22 protein-coding genes are annotated in these 22373 nt (G+C 67.6%); 13 read left to right on the plus strand and 9 right to left on the minus strand.

From position 1 onward, the window contains the following. Window positions 1-5: 5 nt before the first annotated feature. Entirely contained in the window at window positions 6-1118 is a 1113-nt protein-coding gene (locus FFS08_RS01420) for a purine-nucleoside phosphorylase (RefSeq protein ID WP_171015332.1), read from the minus strand. Between the two features lie 146 nt (window positions 1119-1264). On the opposite strand from FFS08_RS01420, the gene FFS08_RS01425 reads away from it, so the two are divergent. Next, window positions 1265-1723, plus strand: a complete 459-nt coding sequence (locus FFS08_RS01425) for a hypothetical protein (protein WP_137863990.1) — start codon at window positions 1265-1267, stop codon at window positions 1721-1723. Between the two features lie 341 nt (window positions 1724-2064). On the opposite strand, the gene ndk is transcribed toward FFS08_RS01425, so the two are convergent. After that, window positions 2065-2487 carry a nucleoside-diphosphate kinase gene (gene ndk, locus FFS08_RS01430; RefSeq protein ID WP_137863991.1) on the minus strand — a complete coding sequence of 141 codons (423 nt, stop codon included), beginning with the start codon at window positions 2485-2487 and terminating at the stop codon, window positions 2065-2067. A gap of 291 nt (window positions 2488-2778) precedes the next feature. After that, window positions 2779-3222, minus strand: a complete 444-nt coding sequence (locus FFS08_RS01435; RefSeq protein ID WP_137863992.1) for a DNA polymerase III subunit chi — start codon at window positions 3220-3222, stop codon at window positions 2779-2781. Between the two features lie 120 nt (window positions 3223-3342). Here FFS08_RS01435 and FFS08_RS01440 point away from each other — a divergent pair, with 120 nt between their 5' ends. The 4 genes from FFS08_RS01440 (at window position 3343) to rsmA (ending at window position 8931) form a co-directional block, all read left to right on the plus strand. Further along, the gene (locus tag FFS08_RS01440; protein WP_249341206.1) at window positions 3343-5637 is read left to right on the plus strand and encodes an LPS-assembly protein LptD; all 2295 of its coding nucleotides are present in this window, start codon (window positions 3343-3345) and stop codon (window positions 5635-5637) included. 96 nt (window positions 5638-5733) lie between these two features. After that, on the plus strand, window positions 5734-7122 hold the full coding sequence (locus FFS08_RS01445; RefSeq protein ID WP_249341207.1) for a peptidylprolyl isomerase: 1389 nt from the start codon (window positions 5734-5736) through the stop codon (window positions 7120-7122). Between the two features lies 1 nt (window position 7123). Next, a complete protein-coding gene (gene pdxA, locus FFS08_RS01450) occupies window positions 7124-8119 on the plus strand; it encodes a 4-hydroxythreonine-4-phosphate dehydrogenase PdxA (protein ID WP_137863994.1) in 996 nt (331 codons plus the stop codon). Continuing rightward, a complete protein-coding gene (gene rsmA, locus FFS08_RS01455) occupies window positions 8116-8931 on the plus strand; it encodes a 16S rRNA (adenine(1518)-N(6)/adenine(1519)-N(6))-dimethyltransferase RsmA (protein ID WP_137863995.1) in 816 nt (271 codons plus the stop codon). The genes pdxA and rsmA overlap by 4 nt, the downstream gene beginning before the upstream one ends. 76 nt (window positions 8932-9007) lie before the next feature. Here rsmA and FFS08_RS01460 read toward each other — a convergent pair whose 3' ends face one another. Continuing rightward, on the minus strand, window positions 9008-9556 hold the full coding sequence (locus FFS08_RS01460) for a tetratricopeptide repeat protein (protein WP_249341319.1): 549 nt from the start codon (window positions 9554-9556) through the stop codon (window positions 9008-9010). After that, window positions 9553-10737, minus strand: coding sequence for an RsmB/NOP family class I SAM-dependent RNA methyltransferase (locus FFS08_RS01465; RefSeq protein WP_137863996.1), 1185 nt, complete (start codon window positions 10735-10737; stop codon window positions 9553-9555). The genes FFS08_RS01460 and FFS08_RS01465 overlap by 4 nt, the downstream gene beginning before the upstream one ends. Window positions 10738-10936: 199 nt before the next feature. Here FFS08_RS01465 and purT point away from each other — a divergent pair, with 199 nt between their 5' ends. Further along, window positions 10937-12106, plus strand: a complete 1170-nt coding sequence (purT, locus tag FFS08_RS01470; RefSeq protein ID WP_137863997.1) for a formate-dependent phosphoribosylglycinamide formyltransferase — start codon at window positions 10937-10939, stop codon at window positions 12104-12106. 212 nt (window positions 12107-12318) lie between these two features. Here the strand turns inward: purT and FFS08_RS01475 are convergent, their stop codons facing one another. Next, window positions 12319-13227, minus strand: coding sequence for an AraC family transcriptional regulator (locus FFS08_RS01475; protein WP_137863998.1), 909 nt, complete (start codon window positions 13225-13227; stop codon window positions 12319-12321). A gap of 96 nt (window positions 13228-13323) precedes the next feature. Here FFS08_RS01475 and FFS08_RS01480 point away from each other — a divergent pair, with 96 nt between their 5' ends. After that, the gene (locus tag FFS08_RS01480; RefSeq protein WP_137863999.1) at window positions 13324-14073 is read left to right on the plus strand and encodes an SDR family oxidoreductase; all 750 of its coding nucleotides are present in this window, start codon (window positions 13324-13326) and stop codon (window positions 14071-14073) included. Between the two features lie 125 nt (window positions 14074-14198). Beyond that, complete coding sequence (locus tag FFS08_RS01485) at window positions 14199-14927, plus strand: class I SAM-dependent methyltransferase (RefSeq protein ID WP_249341208.1); 729 nt, start codon at window positions 14199-14201, stop codon at window positions 14925-14927. A 25-nt stretch (window positions 14928-14952) separates the two neighbouring features. On the opposite strand, the gene guaB is transcribed toward FFS08_RS01485, so the two are convergent. The 3 genes from guaB to FFS08_RS01500 are packed head-to-tail and all read right to left on the minus strand — an operon-like array spanning window position 14953 to window position 17752. Beyond that, entirely contained in the window at window positions 14953-16410 is a 1458-nt protein-coding gene (gene guaB / locus FFS08_RS01490; RefSeq protein ID WP_137864001.1) for an IMP dehydrogenase, read from the minus strand. Further along, window positions 16379-16876 (minus strand): hypothetical protein, encoded by a 498-nt coding sequence (locus FFS08_RS01495; protein ID WP_137864002.1) that lies wholly within the window; start codon window positions 16874-16876, stop codon window positions 16379-16381. Before FFS08_RS01495 ends, guaB begins: the two co-directional genes overlap by 32 nt. Window positions 16877-16915: 39 nt before the next feature. Further along, complete coding sequence (locus FFS08_RS01500) at window positions 16916-17752, minus strand: HpcH/HpaI aldolase/citrate lyase family protein (protein ID WP_502701992.1); 837 nt, start codon at window positions 17750-17752, stop codon at window positions 16916-16918. A gap of 64 nt (window positions 17753-17816) precedes the next feature. Between FFS08_RS01500 and FFS08_RS01505 the strand changes: the two genes are divergently transcribed. From FFS08_RS01505 to FFS08_RS01525, 5 genes are read left to right on the plus strand one after another with little or no spacing between them, the layout of a single operon-like run. Beyond that, window positions 17817-18806, plus strand: a complete 990-nt coding sequence (locus FFS08_RS01505) for an SPFH domain-containing protein (RefSeq protein WP_137864003.1) — start codon at window positions 17817-17819, stop codon at window positions 18804-18806. 1 nt (window position 18807) lies between these two features. Further along, the gene (locus tag FFS08_RS01510) at window positions 18808-19257 is read left to right on the plus strand and encodes an NfeD family protein (RefSeq protein WP_137864004.1); all 450 of its coding nucleotides are present in this window, start codon (window positions 18808-18810) and stop codon (window positions 19255-19257) included. Between the two features lie 25 nt (window positions 19258-19282). Next, window positions 19283-21103 (plus strand): DUF885 domain-containing protein, encoded by a 1821-nt coding sequence (locus tag FFS08_RS01515; protein ID WP_137864005.1) that lies wholly within the window; start codon window positions 19283-19285, stop codon window positions 21101-21103. A 16-nt stretch (window positions 21104-21119) separates the two neighbouring features. After that, complete coding sequence (locus FFS08_RS01520) at window positions 21120-21524, plus strand: ribosomal maturation YjgA family protein (RefSeq protein WP_137864006.1); 405 nt, start codon at window positions 21120-21122, stop codon at window positions 21522-21524. Then, complete coding sequence (locus tag FFS08_RS01525) at window positions 21521-22366, plus strand: helix-turn-helix transcriptional regulator (RefSeq protein WP_137864007.1); 846 nt, start codon at window positions 21521-21523, stop codon at window positions 22364-22366. Before FFS08_RS01520 ends, FFS08_RS01525 begins: the two co-directional genes overlap by 4 nt. The last annotated feature ends 7 nt before the right edge of the window (window positions 22367-22373 follow it).

Raw genomic sequence — 22373 nt, forward strand, 5'->3', positions numbered from 1 at the left:
CACGCTCACTTCGGAGGCGTCCCGGAATAAGTCGGCCAGCCGCGGACGATCTCATGCACTATCGGCGCGCCGACGCGATACAGGCCGTCCAGCGCCGGCAGATAGCCGGCAAAGGATTGCGGCCCCTCCCGGAGCAGCTGTTCCGACGCGGCCACGCCCCTGGGCGGCATGTCGAAGTTGCTCGCGGCACGGAGCAGCAGGACGCGGTCGGGGTCGACCCGCCCGGCCCGGCCGAGCGCCGACAGCGCCACCATCGCTCCGGCATCGTTGGTCTCGGTGGTGCGGAAGGTTCCGCGGCCGTCGGTCATATAGGCGACCCAGCGGCGGGCCCAGGCATCCAGCCGGCCGCCGAGCCAGAAGGTCTCGGACGACAAGGTCGATCCGATCGCCACTTCGGGCGCCGAACGCGCGCGAGGCTGGTCATATTCCATGCGCAGGGCCTGCATGCCGGCATTGTCCGGCAACGCGACGCGGACGGTCAGTCGATAGGCCCAGCGGGCGAGCGACGCATTGAGCATCGTGACCGTCCGCGCCCGGTTCGTGCGGAACGGGCCGGTCCAGGTGCGGACGTCCTCCGGCGAGCCCGCCGCCACCCGCGGCTCGGGATAGGGCCTGGTCTTGCCGGCCGGGAAATATCCCTCCGGCCAGTCGGCCGGGATCTCGCGGGCATCGATCTCATGGGCGACATCGCCATTGACGACGAAGTCCGTCCAGATCAGGTCGCCGATGGTTCCGGTCTCCGGCGAGGTGCCCGCAATACCGTTGATCAGCCAATAGGCGCGGGAAAGGTCGAAATTCGCGTCCAGGCCCAGCGCCATCAGATTCACGGCGGGATGCAGGCTGTTCGGCCCGATCTTCATCGCGATGATCGATCCGTCGGCATTCGCCCAGACGGGATTGAACGCCCCCTTCACCGGCAGCCGCCGCTTGAGGTTCAGGCCTTCGATCCAGTGATGCAGCTCGCCCGGCTTGTCGGCATCGCCCCAATAGCCTTTCTCGCCATAGGCCTTGCTCGTCTCGAAATAGCCCAGGATCACCACCTTGGGATGCAGCACCGCCGCTCCGGCATGCATTGGCAGGATCGCCGCCATCAAGGCTGCCGACAGTCCGAGCTTCATCATCCTCATCCCTCTCCCGGCGTGCTGCGCGGCCGATCATGGGCAGCGGCAATGGGCTCTGCAACCGATCGGTTGCGACGGGGCAACTCAAACCCTCCCTTTCGCGTTTGCAGCTTGGGAAAATGAAAACAGGGAGGTTTTCCGAAATGCGCATGATGATCGCCGTCACGATGCTGGCCCTGGCCGGCTGCACCCAATCCGAACCGCCCGAAACCGCGACGCCCGGACCGATGCCCCATGCCCGGGGCGACCAGCTGAGCCCGGTGCCCGCCTTCAAGGGTGGCGGCGAGCATTGGAGCATCGACATCACCTCAACCGGCAGGGGTGCGCATGACACCAGCCTCGTCTGGGCCGACGGCTCGCAACGAAGCGCGTTCAAGCTGTTCTACAAGGGCCAGCCGGCGGACGCGCCCAGCACGCTGATCGTCCTGAGCGGCGAGATGCGGGCACGGGGAGCGCTCCAGCCGGTGATCGTCGAGATCAAGCGCGAGTCGTGCAGGAACGGCGCCGGCGACAGCTTCATGCACAGCGTGTCGGTGACGGCCGAAGGCCTTGAACCGGGCATCAGCCCGCTGCGCGGCTGCGGCCATCTCGCGATGCGCTAGGATCAAGACTCATTCAGCAAAGCTTGTCATCCCCGCGCAGGCGGGGATCCAGGGCCAGGCGCGGAGGCGAGGTGGCCGGGTGCCGCCCTCTCCGGACGGCGTTCGGGCGGTGGTGCCGATATCCCGCACTGTCCTGGATCCCCGCCTGCGCGGGGATGACGATAGTCGTTCACAGGCTCGCCACCGGAACATCGGCCTGCCCCGCGTCGTCCGGCCGCCCGATGCAGTGATCACATGCGACGCCGAAGTTCGCACCGGGAAGTTCGCACCGGGCCTGAACGAAAAAGGCCGGGGCTTCCACCCCGGCCTTTCGCATCCAAATCGGTGTAGAAACCCGGCTGTCAGCCGACGATCTCTTCCGGCTTGAAGAAGAAGTTGATCTCGATCTCGGCATTCTCGTCCGAATCCGAACCGTGCACCGAGTTCGCCTCGATCGATTCGGCCAGTTCCTTGCGGATGGTGCCGGCATCGGCATTGGCCGGGTTGGTGGCGCCCATGATGTCGCGGTTGCGCTGCACGGCGTTCTCGCCCTCGAGCACCTGCACGACCACCGGGCCCGAGATCATGAACTCGACCAGGTCGTTGAAGAAGGGACGCTCGCGGTGGACGCCGTAGAAGCCCTCGGCCTGCTCGCGGCTCATCTGGATGCGCTTCGAGGCGACGACGCGCAGGCCGGCCTCCTCCAGCATCTTGGTGACCGCACCGGTCAGGTTGCGGCGGGTGGCATCGGGCTTGATGATCGAAAAGGTCCGGTTCGCGGCCATGGCCGTGCGGCTCCTGCTTTTGAGGTTGTGGAAAAGTCGCGGCTCCCTAGTCCCGGGCGCGGCGCGATGCAAGCGCCCCCGCTGTCCTACAACTCATCGTTCCGCTATTGTTCCGGCAAAGGCTCTTTGAACCGTGAGGAATTTGCGATGCGCGCGCGGGAGGCGAACTTTCGCGTCCGATCCGTATGCACGCGCGTCACCGCCACGGAGAGAGGAGCGGACGGAAATCGGCGGCTTCCGGTGCTCCGTTCGCATGTCCTTGGCGAATATCGGCGTCCGAAAGCGTCTGTTTCAGGCCGCCTTCTCCCAGCGGCCCTGCGCGTTCTGCTTCCAATAGTTGCGCTCCACTCCCTCGCGGTCCGCCAGCGCCTTCCAGGCCGCGCGCGCCTCGGCGATCCGGTCCTCGTCGAAAAAGTGGAAGGCCCGGTCGAAACCCAGCGCTTCCTCGCGCCACACGCCGTCGGCCAGCGCGACGTTGCGCGCGCCATTGGCCGGTGCGCCCGCCTCGCCGGCGATCAGCACCGGCTGGCGATCGTCGTCGGGCCCGCCGGCCTGACCATGGGGCAGGAAACTCTCCGGCGCATAGGTCCATAGCAGCTGGTCGAGCCGGGCGCGCTGGCTCGCCTCGCCCGCCACGATCAGCAGCCGTCCGCCGGTCTCGACCACGCGTTCGGCGATCCGGGGCAGCGCACGTTCCAGGGGAAGCTGCGTCAGATGGTAGAAATCGACCTGCATGGCTCCTGTTAGCGCTTCCGTGCGTTCGGGCCAACGCACGTGACGTTGCGGTCGCGCAACCGCTGCGATAGGGCGATAGAGGCCGCGTGCACGGGAGTTGAAGCAAAGGTGGGAATCGAAGTGACGCGCAAGGGCCTGCTGCTGTCGGCCGCGCTGGGCTTGTGCCTGGCGGCCGAAGCGCGCGCGCAGACGCAGACCGAGCCGACTCAGGGGACGCCTGCGCCGGCGCCCGCCGCCGTGCCCAGCCTCCAGGCCCCGCCGGTCGAGCCGCCGCCGCCCTCGCCGACGGCGCTGCCGGAGGGCGATGACCAGATCCAGTTCACTGCCGACCAGCTCGATTATGACAATGAGCAGGACGTGGTGACCGCCACCGGCGACGTGCGCCTCTATCGCCGCAGCGAGCGGCTGCGCGCCGACAAGGTGCTGTGGAACCGCAAGTCCGGCCAGGTGGTGGCGGAGGGCAATGTCGTCCTGGTCAACCCGCAGGGCGATTCCGCCTATGGCGACAAAGTCGAGCTGACCGACACGCTGAAGGACGGCGTGGTCCAGAACATGCTGGTGGTGCTCGATGCCGGCGGCCGCATCGCCGCCCAGCACGGCGAGCGCCACGAGGACGGCAGCTTCACCGTCCAGAATGCCGCCTATACGCCCTGCTCGGTCAGCGACGCGGAGAACTGCCCCAAGGAACCCACCTGGAAGGTCACCGCGGATCGCGTGATCTACGAGCCCGACAAGAAGCGGCTGCGCTATACCGGCGCCCGCGTCTCGGTGTTCGGCTTCGCGACGATCCCGCTGCCGATCTTCTCGCATCCGATCGGGGGCCAGAGCGCCAGCGGCATCCTGTCGCCGGATCTGCGCTACAATCGCGCCAACGGCTTCCAGTTCGCGCTGCCCTATTACATCAGCTTCGCGCCCAATCGCGACCTGACCATCACGCCGCGCATCTACACCAACGTGCTGCCGGTGCTGCAAGCCGATTATCGCGAGCTCAATTCGCTCGGCGCGTTCCGGGTCACGGCCTATGGCACCTACAGCCGTCGCGCCGACGACCTGACGGTCCCGGTCACGCCGGCCACGTCGAAGAACGACTTCCGCGGCTATCTCGACATATTGGGCAAGTTCCAGCTCGATCCGGCCTGGAGCGTCAATACCTCGCTGCGGCTCACCACCGACCGCACCTTCCTTCGCCGCTACGACGTCTCGCGCGACGACAGGTTGCGTAACAATATCGGCGTGGAACGCATTGATGCGGATAGCTATCTGTCCATCAATGCCTGGGTGGTGCAGACTCTGAGAGTAGGCGATCGCCAGGGCCTGCAGCCCTATGCCCTGCCCGAGATCGACTATCGCCGCCGGATGGACGACGGGCTGGTCGGCGGCCGCTTCGAGTTCCAGCTCAACACGCTGGCGATCGGCCGATCGGACGGGCAGGATTCGCAGCGCGCCTTCGCCAGCGCCCGCTGGGACCTGCGCCGCCTGACCAACTGGGGCCAGGAAGTGACGCTCACTGCCTATGCCCGGGGCGATCTCTACAACGCTTCCGACACGAACCTGACCAGCGTGGTCAGCTATCGCGGCGAGGACGGGTTCCACACGCGCGGCATTGCCGCCGCGGCGGTGGACGTGAAATGGCCGCTGATCGGCGGGCTGTTCGGCGGCACCCAGCGAATCACGCCGCGCTTCCAGATCGTCGCCTCGCCCAAGATCGCCAATCTGGAAGTCCCCAATGAGGACGCGCGGGCAGTGGATCTGGAGGATTCGAACCTCTTCGCCCTCAATCGCTTCCCGGGCTATGACCGGTTCGAGGATTCGACCCGGTTCACCTGGGGCATGGACTACGCGCTCTATCTCCCGGGCTTCTCGATCGACGCGAATATCGGCCAGAGCTATCGCATCTCGTCGCGCCCCACCCTGTTCCCCGACGGGACGGGGCTGACCGATCGGGTGTCCGACATCGTCGGCCGCACGGTGATCCGTTTCCGCGACTTCGTCAGCTTCACCCACCGCTACCGGCTCGACAAGGACGGCCTTGCCTTCCGCCGCAACGAAGTCGACATGACGCTCGGCTCGCGCGCCACCTATTTCCAGATCGGCTATCTGCGGCTCAACCGCAATATCGGGCCGGCGCTGGAGGATCTCCAGGACCGCGAGGAGCTCCGCCTGGGCGCCCGCGTCCAGATCGCGCGCTTCTGGTCGATCTCGGGCTCCACCCTGATCGACCTCACCGATCGCAAGGAGGACCCGACTTCGGTCGCCGACGGATTCGAGCCCGTGCGCCACCGCGTCGGCATCACCTATGAAGATGATTGCCTCAGGCTGGGCTTCACCTGGAAGCGCGACTATGCCACCACCGGCGACGCGTCGCGCGGCAACTCCTATCTGTTCACGCTGGCGTTCAAGAATCTCGGACGCTAGGCTCCGCGGCAGAGGGGAACCGCCGGTAAGCCTAAGTTCAGGCACAATTGGCCAGTAAGCGCCACGCTTCCGGCAGATTTGAGGGTACGGATTCACGTGAACATTGGTGTTACCAAGGCGATCCGCGCAGGCCGCTCGTCCGTTCTGGCGCTCGCGATCTCCAGCCTGGCATCCGCCGCCATGGCACAGACCGCGCCCAGCGCGCCGGCACCGGCGACGCAGGAGGACCAGGCCGCAGCGCTCGCCGCCCAGCTTGATCTTCCCCGCGATCTCAAGCTGTTCGGCAAGGCCGATCCCAATATCCGCAAGCCTACCGCGATCGTGAACGACACCGTGCTGACCGGCACCGACGTGGATCAGCGGCTCAACCTGATCATCGCGCTGAACAAGCTCAACCTGAAGCCGGAAGAGCGCGACCAGTATCGCATGATGATCCTGCGCCAGCTGATCGACGAAACGCTGCAGATCCAGGCAGCCAAGGCCAATGACATCACCGTCGATCCCAAGGAGATCGACCAGAGCTTCGCGTCCATCGCGCGGCGGCTCCAAAGGACGCCGGAGCAGATGCGCGCCTTCCTGCGCCAGGCGGGCGCGTCGGAACGCACGATGCGCAAGCAGATCGAAGGCGAAGTCGCATGGAGCCGCACGCTCCGCCGCAAGGTGGACATCAACGTGAGCGAGGAAGAGGCCAAGGCCATTCTCGACCGCCTCAAGGCTGCCCAGGGCAGCGAGGAATATCACGTCTACGAAATCTACATCAACGCGACCGAGGACCGTAAGCAGGAAGTCTATGCGAGCATGCAGCGCATCATCCAGCAGATGAAGGAAGGTGCGCCCTTCGACTATCTCGCCAGGACCTATTCGGAGAGCTCGACCAAGGGCCAGGGCGGCGATCTCGGCTGGGTTCGCCTGGCGCCGGGCATCCTGCCCGACGAAATGGCCAAGGCGGTCGAGGAGATGCAGCCCGGCCAGGTCGCCGGCCCGATCCCGCTCACCACCGGCTTCTCGGTCGTCTATCTCGCCGACAAGCGCAAGGTCGGCATGGCCGATCCGCGCGGCGCCAAGCTCTCGCTGCGCCAGATCACGATCACTTTCCCCAAGGGCACGAACGAAGCGCAAGCCACGGCGCGCGCCGGGCAGTTCGCCCAGGCGACTCAGGCGATCAAGGGTTGCGGCGACGCGTCCAACGTCGCTGCCGCGCAGAACGCGGAAGTAGTGGAGAAGGACGGCGTGGTGATCGGCGATCTGCCGCCCGCGCTCCAGCAGATCATCCTGCCGCTCCAGGTGGGCCAGGTAACTCAGCCCTTCGGCACGATCGAGGACGGCGTTCGCGTTCTCGTCGTGTGCGGCCGCGACGATCCGCCCTCCCCCGGCCTTCCTTCGATCGAGCAGATCCAGGACGGCGAGGCCGACAAGCGCACCAATCTGCGTGCACAGCGCATGCTCCGCGACCTGCGGCGCGACGCGCTCATCGAATATCGCTGAAGTGATCCGGCCGCTCGCCATATCGATGGGCGATTCGGCCGGCATCGGCCCCGAGATCACCGCCAAGGCCTGGAAGGCGCGCGAGCTGCATTCGCTCGCGCCCTTCTTCGCCATCGGCTGCCCCGGCGCCGTGGAGAGAGTATGGGACGGGCCGGTGGTCCGGATCGACAATCCGGACCAGGCGGCGGCCGTCTTCGGCGACGCGCTCCCGGTGCTTGCCGTGAGCGACACGTGCGAAGTGACCCCGGGCACCCCCGACGAGGCCAGCGCAAAGGCAGCTCTCCAGTCGCTCGAACTGGCGGTCGGTCTCGCCAATGCGGGGGCAGCCGGGGGTGTGGTGACCGGTCCCGTGTCGAAGGTCCAGCTCTACAAGATCGGCTTCACCCATCCCGGGCAGACCGAGTTCGTCGCCGAACGCTGCGGAATTGCCCCCGAGAACGCCGTGATGATGCTCGCCGGCCCCACGCTCCGGGTAGTGCCGATCACCGTGCACGAGCCGCTGGCCCGCGTCTCCGAGCTGCTCACCATCGATCTGGTGCTCACCAAGGCACGCGTCACTGCACGCGGACTGCTGCGCAACTTCGGCATCGAGCGCCCCCGGCTCGCCTTTGCGGGCCTCAACCCCCATGCCGGCGAGAGCGGGGAGATCGGACGCGAGGAAATCGACGTGCTCCAGCCCGCCATCGCCCGGCTGCGCGAGGAGGGGATAGACGCGACCGGCCCCTTCGCCGCCGATGCGATGTTCCATGCCCGGGCGCGCGCCGGCTATGACGCCGCGCTCTGCCCGACGCACGACCAGGCGCTGATACCCATCAAGACGCTGCACTTCGATGAGGGCGTGAACATCACCCTCGGCCTGCCCATCGTGCGCACCTCCCCCGACCATGGCACCGCCTTCGGCATCGCCGGCAAGGACCAAGCCAATCCGGGGGCGATGATCGCCGCGATCAAGATGGCCGCCGGCGCCGCGCAGCGCAGGGCCGAAGCCGCGGCGTGACCAGCCTTCCGCCTCTCCGGGAAGTCATCGGCAAATATGGTCTCAGCGCGAGCAAGGCGCTGGGCCAGAATTTCCTGTTCGACCACCAGCTCCTCGCCCGTATCGCCAAGGTGCCGGGCAAGCTCGATGGCGCCGAAGTGTTCGAGGTCGGCCCCGGCCCGGGCGGCCTAACCCGCGCGCTGCTCGAGAGCGGGGCCAGCGTCACGGCGGTGGAGCGCGACCGGCGCTGCATCCCCGCGCTGGAAGAACTCGGCACCTATTTCCCGGGCAAGCTCCGCGTCATCGAAGGCGATGCGCTGGAAGTGGACGCGCCCGCACTGTTCCGGGACAAGCCCCATGTCGTCGCCAACCTGCCCTATAATGTCGGCACCGCGCTGCTCGTGGGCTGGCTTTCGGCCGAATGGGCGCCCTGGTGGGCCAGCCTGACGCTGATGTTCCAGAAGGAAGTCGCGGAGCGGATCGTCGCTGGTCCCGGCACCGAGCATTATGGCAGGCTGGCGGTGCTCGCCCAGTGGCGCTCGGCTCCCAAGATCGCGATGAACGTCCATCGCTCGGCCTTCACCCCGCCGCCCAAGGTGATGTCGGCCGTCGTCCACATCGTTCCCGGCGACGCACCCGAGGGGGTGCGGCTGAAGACGCTGGAGGGGCTGACCGCCGCAGCCTTTGGCCAGCGCCGCAAGATGCTGCGCCAGAGCCTGAAGGGCGTGCCCGGCGCGCTGGAGGCGATGGAGGCGCTGGGCATGGATTCCAGCCGCCGCGCCGAGACGGTGACCGTCGCGGAATTCGTCGCGCTGGCTCGCGTCTTGCGCTGAACCCGCCAAGGAGCGGCGGGTCCGGAGCATCCGCCGGAATGGCTCCGGCAGGCGCAATCCTGCCTTTCAGGCAGGATCAGGGCTTGGCCGTCGGCGTGGCGCTCGGCGCCGGGACGGCCTCGGCCTGGGCGGTGGTGACCGGCGGCCCCTTGGCGATCGCCGCCGAGAGCTGAGTCGCATCCGTGCAGACCTTGGCGCAGAGCTTCTCGATCTTGGCCAGATTCTCCTTGGCGCGCTCCATCGCTCCCTTGGCGACCATCGCTTCGCCCTGACCGCGCAGCGCCGCGGTATCGTTCGGCTCGAGGCTCAGCGCTTCGCGATAGAGGCGGATCGCCTTGCCCGGCAGGCTGTTCTTGCGCGCGATCTCGGCGAGGACGAGATAGGCGTCGCGGTTGCGCGGATCCACCGCCAGCGCAGTCTCAAGCGCGTCACCCGCACCCTGGATATTACCGGCAGCCAGCGCCGCGCGGCCTTGCCTGACCAGTTCCACCGAACGCGGATCAATCTGGTTGTCGGCACGCTGCGCCATCAGCGAAGTGGAAACCGAGAGCAGCAGCAGCGCGCCAGCCGCCCCAATCGCAGTGAAACGCATCACATTCTCCGAAATCTGCCCCGTCGCTATCATGGCCGGCGCATCCTCGCGACAAAAAAGCCGTCGGTCGAGTCCCGGAGCGGCGTGAAGCGCAGCCCCGGGCCGCGCGGCGTACCGGCCCCGAGCGACAGCGGCTCGGCGCTCCAACCCGGATGCCGGTCGAGAAACGCCTGGGCCTGCCCGGCTCCCTCGGCATCGAGCAGCGAACAGACGACATGGACGAGCGCCCCGCCCGGGCGGACGAGATCGGCGGCGATATCGAGCAGCGCCGCCTGAGTCGCGACATAGCGATCGAGCCGCGGCGGAGTCAGCCGCCAGCGTGCCTCGGGGTTGCGGCGCCAGGTGCCGGTGCCCGAGCACGGCGCGTCGACCAGCACCATATCGGCACGGCCGGTCTGGTCGGCGAGCATCGCCGCCTCCTGGTTCGGGTTGAGCAGGCGCGCATCCGCGATCGACACGCCTGCCCGCTCGGCGCGGGGCATCAGCCGGGACAGCCGCGCGCGATCGATGTCGCAGGCCAGGATCGAGCCATGGTTCGCCATCGTCGCGGCCAGTGCGAGCGTCTTGCCGCCACCGCCGGCACAGAGATCGATGACATGCTGCCCGCGCACCGCTCCCGCCGCCAGGCTGACGAACTGGCTGCCAGCGTCCTGCACCTCGAGCTGGCCATCCCGATAGGCGGGCAACTGCTCGATCGCAGTATCCGAAGGCACCCGCAGCCCGGCCGGCAGGCAAGGCAGCGGCACCGCGCCGGAAATCTCGGCCTGGATCACCACCGGATCGGCCCTGAGCGTGTTGACACGGATATCGAGCGGCGCCCGCTCGAGCAGCGCCGCCTGCTCATCGGCATCCAGCCCGGACAAGGCGAAGGCCTCGCCAAGCCAGATCGGCAGCACGCCTGCCTCGGCAACCGGCTCGTCCGACGCGATCGGCGCGGGGCCATAGGGCGATCCGTCGAACAGCGCAGCCAGCTCGGGACGACGCGCGGCCAGTGCCAGCATCGCCGCGCGGCCGCTCTCGGGACGCTCGCCGAGCATGCGGATCGCGTCATAGACGAGCTCGCGGATCGCCCGGCGGTCCTTCGAGCCGGCATAGCGGCGCTCGGCGAACCAGCGTGCGATGATCGTGTCGGCCGATCCGCCCTGGTCGCGGGCAGCAGCGGTGATCTTGTCGAGCAGGTCGATTGCAGCCTGGAGCCGCGCGGAAGGGTTCACGACATTGAACCACGCGGTTGAGCAAAATATTGACTCCGTTGACGCGCCAGGCGTGCGCGGGGAGCAACGAAGGTCCGGAAAATCGAGCGGCGCATGCTTCGATCAGAAGCAGAACAGATGCCACTTTGACAGCGAAATCTCGACAATCGCATCCGATCCGGCCAGGGACGCGACACTCTCCAATCGCAAGGGCAAGCATATGGCGTTCACGGCGAAGATCCTGCTCCTCGGCTCGGGTGAGCTCGGCCGCGAGTTCGTGATCTCGGCCAAGCGGCTGGGCGCCCAGGTGATCGCGTGCGACGCCTATGCCGGCGCGCCGGCGATGCAGGTCGCGGACGGCTTCGAAGTGTTCTCGATGCTCGACGGCGATCTGCTGCGCGCCGCGGTGGAAAGGCATCGGCCCGATTATGTCGTGCCCGAAGTGGAGGCGATCCGCACCGAAGTGCTCGCCGAGCTGGAACGCGAAGGCTTCACCATCGTGCCCTCCGCCCGCGCGACGCAGATGACGATGAACCGCGACGGCATCCGCGAAGTCGCGGCAGTCGAGCTGGGTCTGCGCACTTCGCGCTACCGCTATGCGGAGAGCCTGGCGGAAGTGCTGGACGGCGCGGAGCACACCGGCCTGCCCTGCGTGATCAAGCCGGTCATGTCCTCCTCGGGCAAGGGCCAGAGCACGGTGCGCGAGGCCGGCGCGCTCGAGGCAGCCTGGGACTATGCCGTGGCGAACATGCGTGGCGACCGCAAGCGGGTGATCGTCGAGGAGTTCGTCGCCTTCGACTACGAGATCACCCTGCTCACGATCCGCACCCGCGACGGCGTGCTCTTCTGCCCGCCGATCGGCCACCGCCAAGAACGCGGCGACTATCAGGAGAGCTGGCAGCCGGCCGCCATGTCCGCCCGGGCGATCGCCGACGCGCAGGAAATGGCGCGCAAGGTAGTCGACGATCTGGGCGGCCATGGCATCTTCGGCGTGGAATTCTTCGTGAAGGGCGAGGAAGTGATCTTCTCGGAGCTCTCGCCCCGGCCGCACGACACCGGCATGGTGACCCTGATCTCGCAGAATCTCAGCGAGTTCGACCTGCATGCGCGCGCGGTTATGGGGCTGCCGATCCCAGCGATCGCGCTGCGGGGGCCGTCGGCGAGCGCGGTGATCCTGGCGGACCGGGATAGCGAGACGCTGTCCTATGACGGGCTGGAGGAGGCGCTGGCGGTGCCGGGCGGCGAAGTGGATGTGCGGATTTTCGGCAAGCCGAGTTCGCGCCCCTATCGCCGAATGGGCGTGGCGCTGGCTCTGGCGGGGGATACCGATGCGGCACGGCGGGTCGCGGCGGAGGCGGCGGGCAAGGTGCGGATCGGGTATGACGCCTAGGCACGCCGGCCGGCCCTAGGTTGAGAACCCAAACAAGTATCTGATGTTCCTTCGTCATCCCCGCGCAGGCGGTGATCCAGAGTTATGCGTGGAGCGGGTGCGGCACGTCCTGCCCTCTTCGGACAGCGTTCGCACGATGGCGCCGGTATCCCCTGCTACCCTGGATCCCCGCCTGCGCGGGGATGACGAAGTTAGCTGAATGAGTCCCCAACCTAGCCCTCCATTGCCGAGTCCCGGGCGAATTTCCCCGGCGAAGCGCCCAGCCGCTTGCGAAACGCAGTGCTGAAGGCGCTCGCGGATTCATAGCCGATCTCGTCGGCGATCCGATCCAGCGACTTCATGCCGCGCAGCAGCGCGTCCTTGGCGATCGCCATGCGCCAGCGCGCCAGATACTCGATCGGCGCGCAACCCAGCACTTCGGCGAACCGCGCCGCGAAGGCAGATCGTGACATGCCCGCCACTCGCGCAAGTTCCGCTACCGTCCAGCCGGCCCGAACATCGGCATGCATCGCCCGCAGCGCGCGCGCGAGTGCCGGATCGCGCATGCCGCTGAGCAGCCCCGTCGGCACGGCCCCCTGCTCGATGCTGCGCCAGCGCAACGCCTCGACCAGCAAGGCCTCGAGCATCCGCTGGATGATCAGTTGCTTGCCCGGATAATCGGATACGCACTCTTCGGACAGCAGCTCGATCAATCGCCCGAAACGCGTCGCGCGCCCCTCCGAAGCCGGGATGTGGATGAGGCCCGGCAACAGGCCGAGCAGCAGCGGCGCATTGACTCGCTCGAAGGCGAAGCTTCCGCCCAGCGCGACGAAATCCGGCTCCCCTTCCTGCTCACCATGCCGCACCGGCTCGTTCCGGGGATCGACCGGCACGCATGCAACGCCGGGCTCGCTGCACAGCTCGAAGGCCGGCGTGGTCGGCAGCAACAGGAAATCGCCTTGCGCCAGCCGCCGCGGCGCCGTGCCGCCAAAGGCGATCCAGGCCTCTCCGGCAAGGACGATGGTGAACCCCGGCGCATCATAGGCCCGATAGCGCACACCCCAACGGCCCCGCGCCGCGATCGGCTTCGAGACGGCGGCAGTGGGGCGCAGCAGCGCAATGATATCGCTCAGGGGGTCCATGATTCGGACGATACATAATCAAAATAGGATCAACAATGATAGATCGTCCAGATAAACTTGCCTATCTCCGGGCTACGGAAACCAAGGAGACAGAATATGACCAAGACGATCCTCATCACCGGAACCTCGTCGGGCTATGGCAAGGCCGTTGCCGAGCTGTTCGTTTCGCGCGGCTGGAACGTCATCGCGACGATGCGCCGCCCCGAGCCCGCGCAGTTCGCCGGCGCCTCCGAGCGGCTGCGGGTCCTGCCCCTCGACGTGACGGACGAGAGGAGCATCGCGGCGCTGATCGAGGCCGCCGGCCCAATCGACGTTCTGGTGAACAATGCCGGCGTGGGCGGCGTCGGCGCGTTCGAGGCGATGCCGATGTCGCTGATCCGGCAACTCGTCGAAACGAACACGATCGGCGTGATGGCGATGTGTCAGGCAATCATCCCGCAAATGCGCGCGCGCCGATCGGGCATGATCGTCAACGTGACGTCGAGCGTCACTCTCGGCGCCTTCCCCCTCGCCGCTGCCTATACCGGCAGCAAGACCGCGATCGAGGGGTTCACCGGCTCGCTCGCCCATGAGCTCGCCTATTTCGACGTGCAGGTGAAGCTCGTCGAGCCCGGCTATGCCCCGACCACGCGGTTCGGCGCCAACGCCATCGTGCCGGTCGAGGACCTGTTGCCGGGCGAATATGCCGATTTCGCTCGGCCCATCCTGGAAGCCTTTGCGGCGCCGGTGATGACCACCAGGGAAAGCGACGTCGCGGAAGCGGTGTGGAACGCAGTGCACGACGAGGCTGGACGGCTCCACTTCCCCGCCGGGCCGGACGCGGTTGCGCTCGCCGCGGCAAAGTGACCCCCGGCCTCGTGCCGGTCTTCCCCTTGACCGGTGCGAGGCCGAGAGGCCAGCCCGTGCGTTGGCCGGCGAAGCGGCGGAGTTGAACGGCGATGCAGGTTCACGAGAAATCGAAGGGATATCGCATGGGAGCCCGCGACTATGTCGCCGGCCGGCCGGGCTATCCGCCCGAAACCCTCTTGTGGCTCCGCGAGGTGCTCGGCGTCGGCGCGGGGCGCCAGGTCCTCGAAGTCGGCGCCGGCACCGGCAAGTTCATGCCCACGCTCGAGCAATGCGGCGGGAGCATCATCGCGGTCGAGCCGATTGCGGAGATGCGGCAGGAACTGGTCCGCGCCTTTCCGGAAGTCGTGGCCCTGGAGGGATCTGCCGATGCGATCCCCCTGCCCGACGCCTCGGTCGAATCGGTGGTCTGCGCCCAGGCCTTTCACTGGTTCGCGACGCCGGCGGCCCTGGCGGAGATGCGCCGGGTGCTGGTTCCGGGCGGCATGCTCGGTCTGATCTGGAACGGTCGCGACGAGGACGTGCCATGGGTCGCGGCACTCTCGGCAATCACCAATCGCTACGAGGGCGATACCCCGCGCTACCGCACCGGAGCATGGCGCAAGGCCTTCCCGGCGCCGGGCTTCGATTTCGTCGATGAGCGCCATATCCGCAACAGCCATGTCGGCACCGCGGAACAGGTAGTGGTGAAGCGCACGCTCTCGGTTAGCTTCATCGCCGGCCTTCCAGCGGATCGGCGCGCCCAGGTCGAACGCCAGGTGCGGGCACTGATCGCCCGGACGCCCGAGCTGACCGGCGACGGCGCGGTAGCCTTTCCGTACGAGACCAGCATGTACGCCTATCGCAAGGCGTGACGGGAAGGCGCCGCCCTCCCTTGCCTCACCGCGTCGGGTAGTTCGGCGCTTCCCGCGTGATCGTCACGTCGTGCACATGGCTCTCGCGCAGGCCGGCGTTGGTGATCCGCACGAAGCGGGCCTTCTTCTGGAATTCGGGGATCGTGCCGGCGCCGACATAGCCCATCGACGCCTTCACGCCGCCGACCAGCTGGTGGATCACGTCGCGCGCCGGGCCCTTATAGGGCACCTGGCCCTCGATGCCTTCCGGCACCAGCTTGAGCTGGTCCTTCACGTCCTGCTGGAAATAGCGATCGGCCGAGCCGCGCGCCATCGCGCCGACCGAGCCCATGCCGCGATAGGATTTATAGGCGCGGCCCTGGTAGAGGAAGGTCTCGCCCGGCGCTTCCTCGGTGCCCGCCAGCAGCGAGCCGATCATCGCGGTCGAAGCGCCGGCGGCGATCGCCTTGGCGACGTCGCCCGAGGTGCGGATGCCGCCATCGGCGACCACCGGCACGTCGTGCTTCGCAGCTTCGTTGGCGGCATCCATCACCGCGGTGAGCTGCGGCACGCCGACCCCGGCGACGACGCGGGTGGTGCAGATCGAGCCCGGCCCGATGCCGACCTTCACGCCGTCCGCGCCCGCGTCGATCAGCGCCTTGGCCGCTTCCGCGGTGGCAATGTTGCCGGCGATAACCTGGACGCGGTTGGAGAGCTTCTTCACTCGCTCCACGGCGCGCGAGACGTCCTTGTTGTGGCCGTGCGCGGTATCGATCACGATCAGGTCGACCTCGGCATCGACCAGCGCCTCGGTCCGCGCGAAGCCCTTGTCGCCCACGGTGGAGGCAGCGGCAACGCAGAGGCGGCCGGCGGCGTCCTTGGTCGCCGCGGGATAGTTCACCGCCTTCTCGATATCCTTCACCGTGATCAGTCCGACGCAGCGATAGGCGTCGTCCACCACCAGCAGCTTCTCGATCCGGCGCTGGTGGAGCAGGCGTCGCGCCTCTTCCTGCGCGACGCCGGCACGGACGGTGGCGAGGTTCTCGTGCGTCATCAGCTCGGAGACGGGCTGGTCCGCCCGCTCGGCGAAGCGGACGTCGCGATTGGTCAGGATACCGGCCAGCCTGCCGCTCGCCTCGACGATTGGAATGCCGCTGATCTTGTGCTGGACCATCAGTGCACGGGCCTCGGCCAGCGTGCCGGTGGGCGCCATGGTGATCGGGTTGACGACCATGCCGCTCTCGAAGCGCTTCACCGCGCGCACCGCCTCGACCTGCTCGTCGATGTCGAGATTGCGATGGAGCACGCCGATGCCGCCCAGCTGGGCCATCACGATCGCCATGTCCGCCTCGGTGACGGTGTCCATCGCCGAGGAGAGGATCGGAATGTTGAGCGAAAGGCCGCGGGTCACCCGCGTGCGGGTATCGGCCATGCTCGGCAGGACTTCGGATTCTCCCGGATAGAGGAGAACGTCATCGAAGGTGAGGCCGAGGGGGATGTCCATGGGGTGCGCCAATGTCCTGATTCGGAAGTTGGCGGCCCATGTAACCGCGAGGGTCGGAAAGCGCTAGGGGGTCGGCATCTTCCGGCGTCATGCACAGCAGCGCCTGCTCGATCGCGATCTGCTGGCGGATGCTGCGGACGAGCGCAGTCGAGGCACGGCAATAGCCAGGCCAGTCCTCCGCGATCTCGTGCAGGCTCCAGGCGCCGACGTGCATCGTATATTCGATGCCCGTCTCGATGTTCGACTGGCGCAATGCCGCGAACTGCTGGGCGATGACGCCGCCCGCCTCCCGCTCGCGCACCTGGCACAGCGCGTCGACCGTATTGCGGCGCTCCCCATTGACCTTGGAGATGTAGAGGCGAACCCGCGACAGCCGCAGCCGGTCGAGCGCGGGCTGCGCGAGGAGCGCCTCGATCTCGTCGAGCGCGACGAGCAGGTCACGGTGCAATATGGGCAGGCCGGGCATATGGTCATCATAGACGCAGCCGGGCCCGGCCGGTCGCCCTCAGGCTCCGAAATGTTCCGTAGTGGTCCGATCGGCGCGCTCGAGCAGGGCACGGGCCTGGTCGACATGCATCGCCTCGATCATCCGCCCTTCATACCGTTCCGCACCGCCGGTCGCGGCGGCGATCAGCGCACGGGCATCGGCGATTTCTGCCTCGCTCGGACCAAAGGCCCGGGCGGCGACGGCGAGCTGGCCGGGATGGATCAGCGACTTGCCGTCGAAGCCCAGCGCCCTGCCCTCGCGACACTCCGCCGCCAGGCCCTCGGCATCGTCGAGCCGGTTGAACACACCGTCCAGTGCCCATATTCCGCCGGCACGGGCAGCGAGGACGATCGTCTGCAACGCGACCGACATCTGCCCGCGGCCGCTCGACGGCGGCAGGCGGAGCGACGCGGCCAGGTCGTTGGTGCCGGCGATCAGGCCCGCCACGCCCGGCACCGCCGCGATCTCGGCCGCTGCGAGAACGCCGCGGGGAGTCTCGATCATCGCCAGCAGCGGCTTGCCCAGCGCCCGCACCAGCTGCGCGACATCGGCGGCTCGCTCGGCCTTGGGAAGCACTGCGAGATCGGCGGCGGAGGAAGCGATGGCGACCACGTCCTCCGGATGCTCGCCCGATTCGATTCCGTTCAGGCGGATCGCGGCCAGCCGCGGACCGAACCCCGGAGCCATCGCCGCCACCGCGGCGAGGCGCGCTGCTGCCTTGTCCGCGTCCTTCACTGCGTCTTCCAGGTCGAGGATCACCAGATCCGCCGAAAGTTCCCGAGCCTTCTCGATCGCACGGGAATTGGAAGCCGGAAGAAACAGAGCGGTGCGCGGTGCGAGACGGGCTGTGATCATGGCCCTTCTCTATGCTAGCAAGGCGTGGATTGGCGAGGGCCACAATCTTTTTGGGGGAGTCGGAATGCTCGTACTCAATGTCTTCCTGGGCGCAGTGGCCGCGGTGGTCGTGCTCTATCTCTTCTCCAGCGTCACGATCGTCCGCCAGGGCTATCAATACACGATCGAGCATTTCGGCCGCTTCACCACGGTCGCGACGCCTGGCTTCAACTTCTATCCGGCCTTCTTCTACCGGGTCGGCCGGCGCGTGAACATGATGGAGCAGGTGATCGACATCCCCGGCCAGGAGATCATCACCAAGGACAATGCGATGATTTCCACCGACGGCGTGGTCTTCTTCCAGGTCCTCGACGCGGCCAAGGCGGCCTATGAAGTGAGCGACCTCTATATCGCGCTCCTCCAGCTCACCACCACCAACCTTCGCACCGTGATGGGCTCGATGGACCTCGACGAGACGCTGTCGAAGCGCGACGAGATCAATGCGCGACTGCTCTCGGTGGTGGATCATGCGACGACGCCCTGGGGCGTGAAGATCACGCGCGTCGAGATCAAGGACATCCGCCCGCCCGCCGACATCGTCAACGCGATGGGCCGGCAGATGAAGGCCGAGCGCGAGAAGCGCGCCAACATCCTGGAGGCCGAAGGCACCCGCGCCTCCGAGATCCTGCGCGCCGAGGGCCAGAAACAGTCGAAGATCCTCGAGGCCGAGGGCCGCCGCGAGGCTGCGTTCCGCGACGCCGAGGCACGCGAGCGCTCGGCGGAAGCCGAAGCCAAGGCGACCCAGCTGGTCTCCGATGCGATCGAGGCGGGATCGAGCCAGTCGCTCAACTATTTCATTGCGCAGAAATATGTGGAGGCGGTCGGCAAGTTCGCCACTTCGCCCAATGCCAAGACCATCCTGTTCCCGGTCGAGGCGACGCAGCTGATCGGCACGCTGGGCGGCATCGGCGAACTGGCCAAGGAAGCGCTGGGCGGCGGCAATGGCGACACGCCGCGCCCGCCCGCGCCGCCGGCGCCATCGCGTCCCCGGCCTTTCGGACCTCAGGAGAGTTGAGATGAACTTCGATCAACTGCTCGCCGTGCCGGGCCTGGCCTGGCTGATCCTGGCCGCACTGCTCGCGATCGCCGAGCTGCTCGCCCCGGGCATCTTCCTCGTCTTCATCGCCGCCGGCGCGGCGGTGACCGGGATCGTCACGCTGCTGGTGCCGGCGTTCGACCTGGTGTTCGAGGTGTTCCTGTTCGCGGGAGCATCGGCCGCGGCGGTGGCGGTGGGGAGGCGCTGGTATCGCGCCAATCCGGTGCCGAGCGAGGATCCCCTGCTCAACGACCGCGTCGCGCGGCTGATCGGCCAGGTGGTCACCGTGGTCGAGCCGATCGTCGCCGGCCGGGGGCGCGTGAAGGTGGGTGACGGCGAATGGCTGGCCAACGGCCCCGACGCTCCCGTCGGCGCGCATGTCCGCATCACCGGGGCGCGGAGCGGCTCGCTCGATGTCGAGCCGGCCTGAAGACTTTCGTTTCGAGGAATTCCGAATGAACACCACTCGCCGCCAGTTGCTGCTCGGCGCGGGCTCGACGCTCGCGATCGCCGGCACGCCCGCCGGAGCCCGCGCACTGCTGGCCGACAATGACGCGCCTGCCCAGGCGCTGATCGACCGGATCGCCGAGCAAATGCTGCGCGACTATCCCGAGACGGCGACGACGCTCGGGATCGACAAGGACAAGCGCGCGAACCTGAAGCACCAGCTTGCCGACCGCTCGCTCAAGGGTCAGGCGCGGATCGCGGCGAACCTGCGCAAGGCACTGGCCGATCTGGCGAAGCTCGACCTCAACGCGCTGAGCCCGGCGATGCGCACCCATGTCGACGTGATCCAGGCGAGCTTCTCGAACGCGCTCAAGGGCTTCGCCTTCGGCTATGGCGATGTCGCCACCGGCAGCTGGCGCAACTCGCCCTATGTGGTGGTGCAGAATGTCGGCGCGTTCCTCGACGTGCCGCGCATGCTCGACAGCGACCACCAGATCGCGACGCCCGAGGATGGCGAGGCCTATCTCGACCGGCTGGAAAGCTATGCCGAACAGGTCGACGGCGAAACCGAGCGGCTGAAGCGCGCCGCGGCCCGGGGCGTGATCGCCCCCGACTTCCTGCTCGACAAGTGCCTGAAGCAGATCAGACTGGCCCGCAGCGGCAATCCCGCCGGCTGGGGCATCGTCACCTCGGTCGCCAATCGCACTGCGGGCATGGACGGCGATTTCGGCGAGCGCGCCTGGCTGCTTGCCAAGGACCGCCTGACGCCCGCGCTCGACCGGCAGATCGCCGAGCTCGAGAAGCACCGCGCCCGCGCGACCAGCGACGCCGGCGTTTGGAAGTTCAAGGACGGGGACGCCTATTATGCCTGGGCGCTGAGCGCCGGCACCACGACGACGATGACGCCGGACGAGGTCCATCAGATGGGCCTCGACCAGCTGGCAAGGATCCAGTCCGAGATGGACGCGATCCTGAAGAAGCAAGGCTATGCGCAGGGCGCGGTCGGCGCGCGGATGGAGGCGCTGGCCAGGGATCCGCGCTTCGCCTTCCCCGAGGGCGATCCCGGCCGTGCCGAGATCCTCAAATTCCTCAACGAGCGCATCGCCGACATCCGCAGCCGCATGCCCCAGGCCTTCCACACGCTGGTGAAGGGCAATGTCGAGGTGAAGCGGCTGCCGCCCGAGGAAGAGCCCGGCGCGCCCGGCGCCTATGGCGGCGCGGGATCGATCGACGGCACGATCCCGGGCAAGTTCTGGATCAACCTGCGCACCACCAGCCTGCACACGCGCTTCAGCCTGCCCGACCTTGCCTATCACGAGGCGATCCCGGGCCATGTCTGGCAAGGCGAATATGCCAACCGGATGCCGCTGATCCGCTCGATCCTGGCCTTCAACGCCTATTCGGAAGGCTGGGCGCTCTATGCCGAGCAGCTGGCCGACGAACTGGGCGTCTATGCGGAAAACCCGGCCGAGAAGCTCGGCTATCTCCAGTCGCTCGGCTTTCGCGCCTGCCGGCTGGTGGTCGATACCGGCCTCCACGCCAAGCGCTGGACGCGGCAACAGGCGATCGACTGGTTCGTCACCGCCAACGGCTCCTCGGTGGAGGAAGTCTCGGGCGAGGTCGACCGCTATTGCTCCTGGCCGGGCCAGGCGTGCGGCTACAAGGTGGGGCATAGCGAGATCAACCGCCTGCGCGACCGTGCCAGGGCAGCGCTGGGCGAGCGCTACGACTTCCGCGCGTTCAACGATGCCGTGGTGCTGGGCGGCAACGTGCCGATGACCGTGCTGGGGCATGTGATCGATCGGCACATCGCGGAGCGCAAGGCGTGATGCGCCGCGGCGGCTGATGGTCTGGCGCCCAGGCCATGCGATCGTCGTGCTGCTGCTGTTCGCGGTGGAGGTGGTGATCGCACTCCATGTTCGCGACCGTTTCGTGCGGCCCTATCTGGGCGACGTGCTGGCAGTGATCCTGGTTCATTGCGGACTGCGCGCGGTGCTGCCGATCCGGCCCCTGCCCGCCGCCATACTGGCCTTCGGGATCGGCGCGCTGATCGAGACGGGCCAGGCGATCCATCTGATCGACCTGCTCGGATTGCGCGGCCACCGGATCATCGAAGTGGTGCTCGGCGGGAGTTTCGAGTGGCTCGATTTCCTCGCCTATGCCGCAGGCGCGGGGATCGCGCTGGCAGTCGATCGAAGCGTGTCGCCGAAGCAATATGGCTCGGGGCAACCAGGGAGTCGCGAACGATGACGTTGCGACGGGCACGGCATGAATTCTGGGGCGACGGTCCCGCCTATCGCGCGATCGGCGGCTTCACCTATCACCGCCTCGCCGCCACCGCGCCCGAGCACGAAGTCGAGACCCACACACATGACGAGGCACATTTCGTGCTCGTCCTCTCGGGCGGGTACAAATCTTCGGCGAAACATGCGCCGCCGGTCTCGCGCACGCCGCTGCTGGTGTTCAACCCACCCGGCACCACCCATCGCGACCGGTTCCACGAAGGCCGGGGCAGCTTCCTCGCCATCTCCGGCGGCTATGAGCGCGGCGAGGGCCCTGCGGTGCGGGTGCTCGATCCCTATGCGATCTGGACCGCGCACGCCGTCGCCGCGCAGTTCGACCGCCCTGCGCCTTCCCCGCTCGCCTTTGACGGGCGCGCCCATCAGCTGATCGCCAGCGTCCAGCCGCTCTCTTCCGACGAAGCGCGGAAAGCCGCGAGGCCGCCGGCCTGGCTGCGCCGGGTGTTCGAGATGACCTTCACCGCCGACGACCCCGAACTGAGCGTCGCGAACCTCGCCGGCGAAGCGGGCGTGCATCCGGTGCACCTTGCCCGCGTCTTTCGCCGCTACCTCCATTGCACGCCGGGCGAGCATCTGCGCGGGCGGCGACTCGAGCGCGCGGCCGCGATGCTGGGCGGGACGACAGCTTCGCTTGCGGACATCGCCTGTGCGACGGGCTTCGTCGATCAGGCGCATCTCAACCACGCGTTTCGCGACGCCTTTCGCGCGACGCCCGCCCGCTGGCGCCGAGAGGTTGCGCGGATACAAGACGCAGACGCTTCCGCAACGCAGAGCGGCCGGCGCAACAGATGAAAGCGGT

Origin of the sequence: Sphingomonas sp. 1F27F7B (assembly GCF_005503355.1) — a bacterium.
Lineage (GTDB): Bacteria > Pseudomonadota > Alphaproteobacteria > Sphingomonadales > Sphingomonadaceae > Sphingomonas.

Excerpts from the sequence above, each read along its gene's own strand:
- FFS08_RS01420 (WP_171015332.1), bottom strand. The coding sequence starts at position 1,118 with ATGAAGCTCGGACTGTCGGCAGCCTTGATGGCGGCGATCCTGCCAATG.
- FFS08_RS01425 (WP_137863990.1), top strand. The coding sequence starts at position 1,265 with ATGCGCATGATGATCGCCGTCACGATGCTGGCCCTGGCCGGCTGCACC.
- ndk (WP_137863991.1), bottom strand. The coding sequence starts at position 2,487 with ATGGCCGCGAACCGGACCTTTTCGATCATCAAGCCCGATGCCACCCGC.
- FFS08_RS01435 (WP_137863992.1), bottom strand. The coding sequence starts at position 3,222 with ATGCAGGTCGATTTCTACCATCTGACGCAGCTTCCCCTGGAACGTGCG.
- FFS08_RS01460 (WP_249341319.1), bottom strand. The coding sequence starts at position 9,556 with ATGATAGCGACGGGGCAGATTTCGGAGAATGTGATGCGTTTCACTGCG.
- purT (WP_137863997.1), top strand. The coding sequence starts at position 10,937 with ATGGCGTTCACGGCGAAGATCCTGCTCCTCGGCTCGGGTGAGCTCGGC.
- FFS08_RS01475 (WP_137863998.1), bottom strand. The coding sequence starts at position 13,227 with ATGGACCCCCTGAGCGATATCATTGCGCTGCTGCGCCCCACTGCCGCC.
- FFS08_RS01480 (WP_137863999.1), top strand. The coding sequence starts at position 13,324 with ATGACCAAGACGATCCTCATCACCGGAACCTCGTCGGGCTATGGCAAG.
- FFS08_RS01485 (WP_249341208.1), top strand. The coding sequence starts at position 14,199 with ATGGGAGCCCGCGACTATGTCGCCGGCCGGCCGGGCTATCCGCCCGAA.
- guaB (WP_137864001.1), bottom strand. The coding sequence starts at position 16,410 with ATGGACATCCCCCTCGGCCTCACCTTCGATGACGTTCTCCTCTATCCG.
- FFS08_RS01495 (WP_137864002.1), bottom strand. The coding sequence starts at position 16,876 with ATGCCCGGCCTGCCCATATTGCACCGTGACCTGCTCGTCGCGCTCGAC.
- FFS08_RS01500 (WP_502701992.1), bottom strand. The coding sequence starts at position 17,752 with ATGATCACAGCCCGTCTCGCACCGCGCACCGCTCTGTTTCTTCCGGCT.
- FFS08_RS01505 (WP_137864003.1), top strand. The coding sequence starts at position 17,817 with ATGCTCGTACTCAATGTCTTCCTGGGCGCAGTGGCCGCGGTGGTCGTG.
- FFS08_RS01510 (WP_137864004.1), top strand. The coding sequence starts at position 18,808 with ATGAACTTCGATCAACTGCTCGCCGTGCCGGGCCTGGCCTGGCTGATC.
- FFS08_RS01515 (WP_137864005.1), top strand. The coding sequence starts at position 19,283 with ATGAACACCACTCGCCGCCAGTTGCTGCTCGGCGCGGGCTCGACGCTC.
- FFS08_RS01520 (WP_137864006.1), top strand. The coding sequence starts at position 21,120 with ATGGTCTGGCGCCCAGGCCATGCGATCGTCGTGCTGCTGCTGTTCGCG.
- FFS08_RS01525 (WP_137864007.1), top strand. The coding sequence starts at position 21,521 with ATGACGTTGCGACGGGCACGGCATGAATTCTGGGGCGACGGTCCCGCC.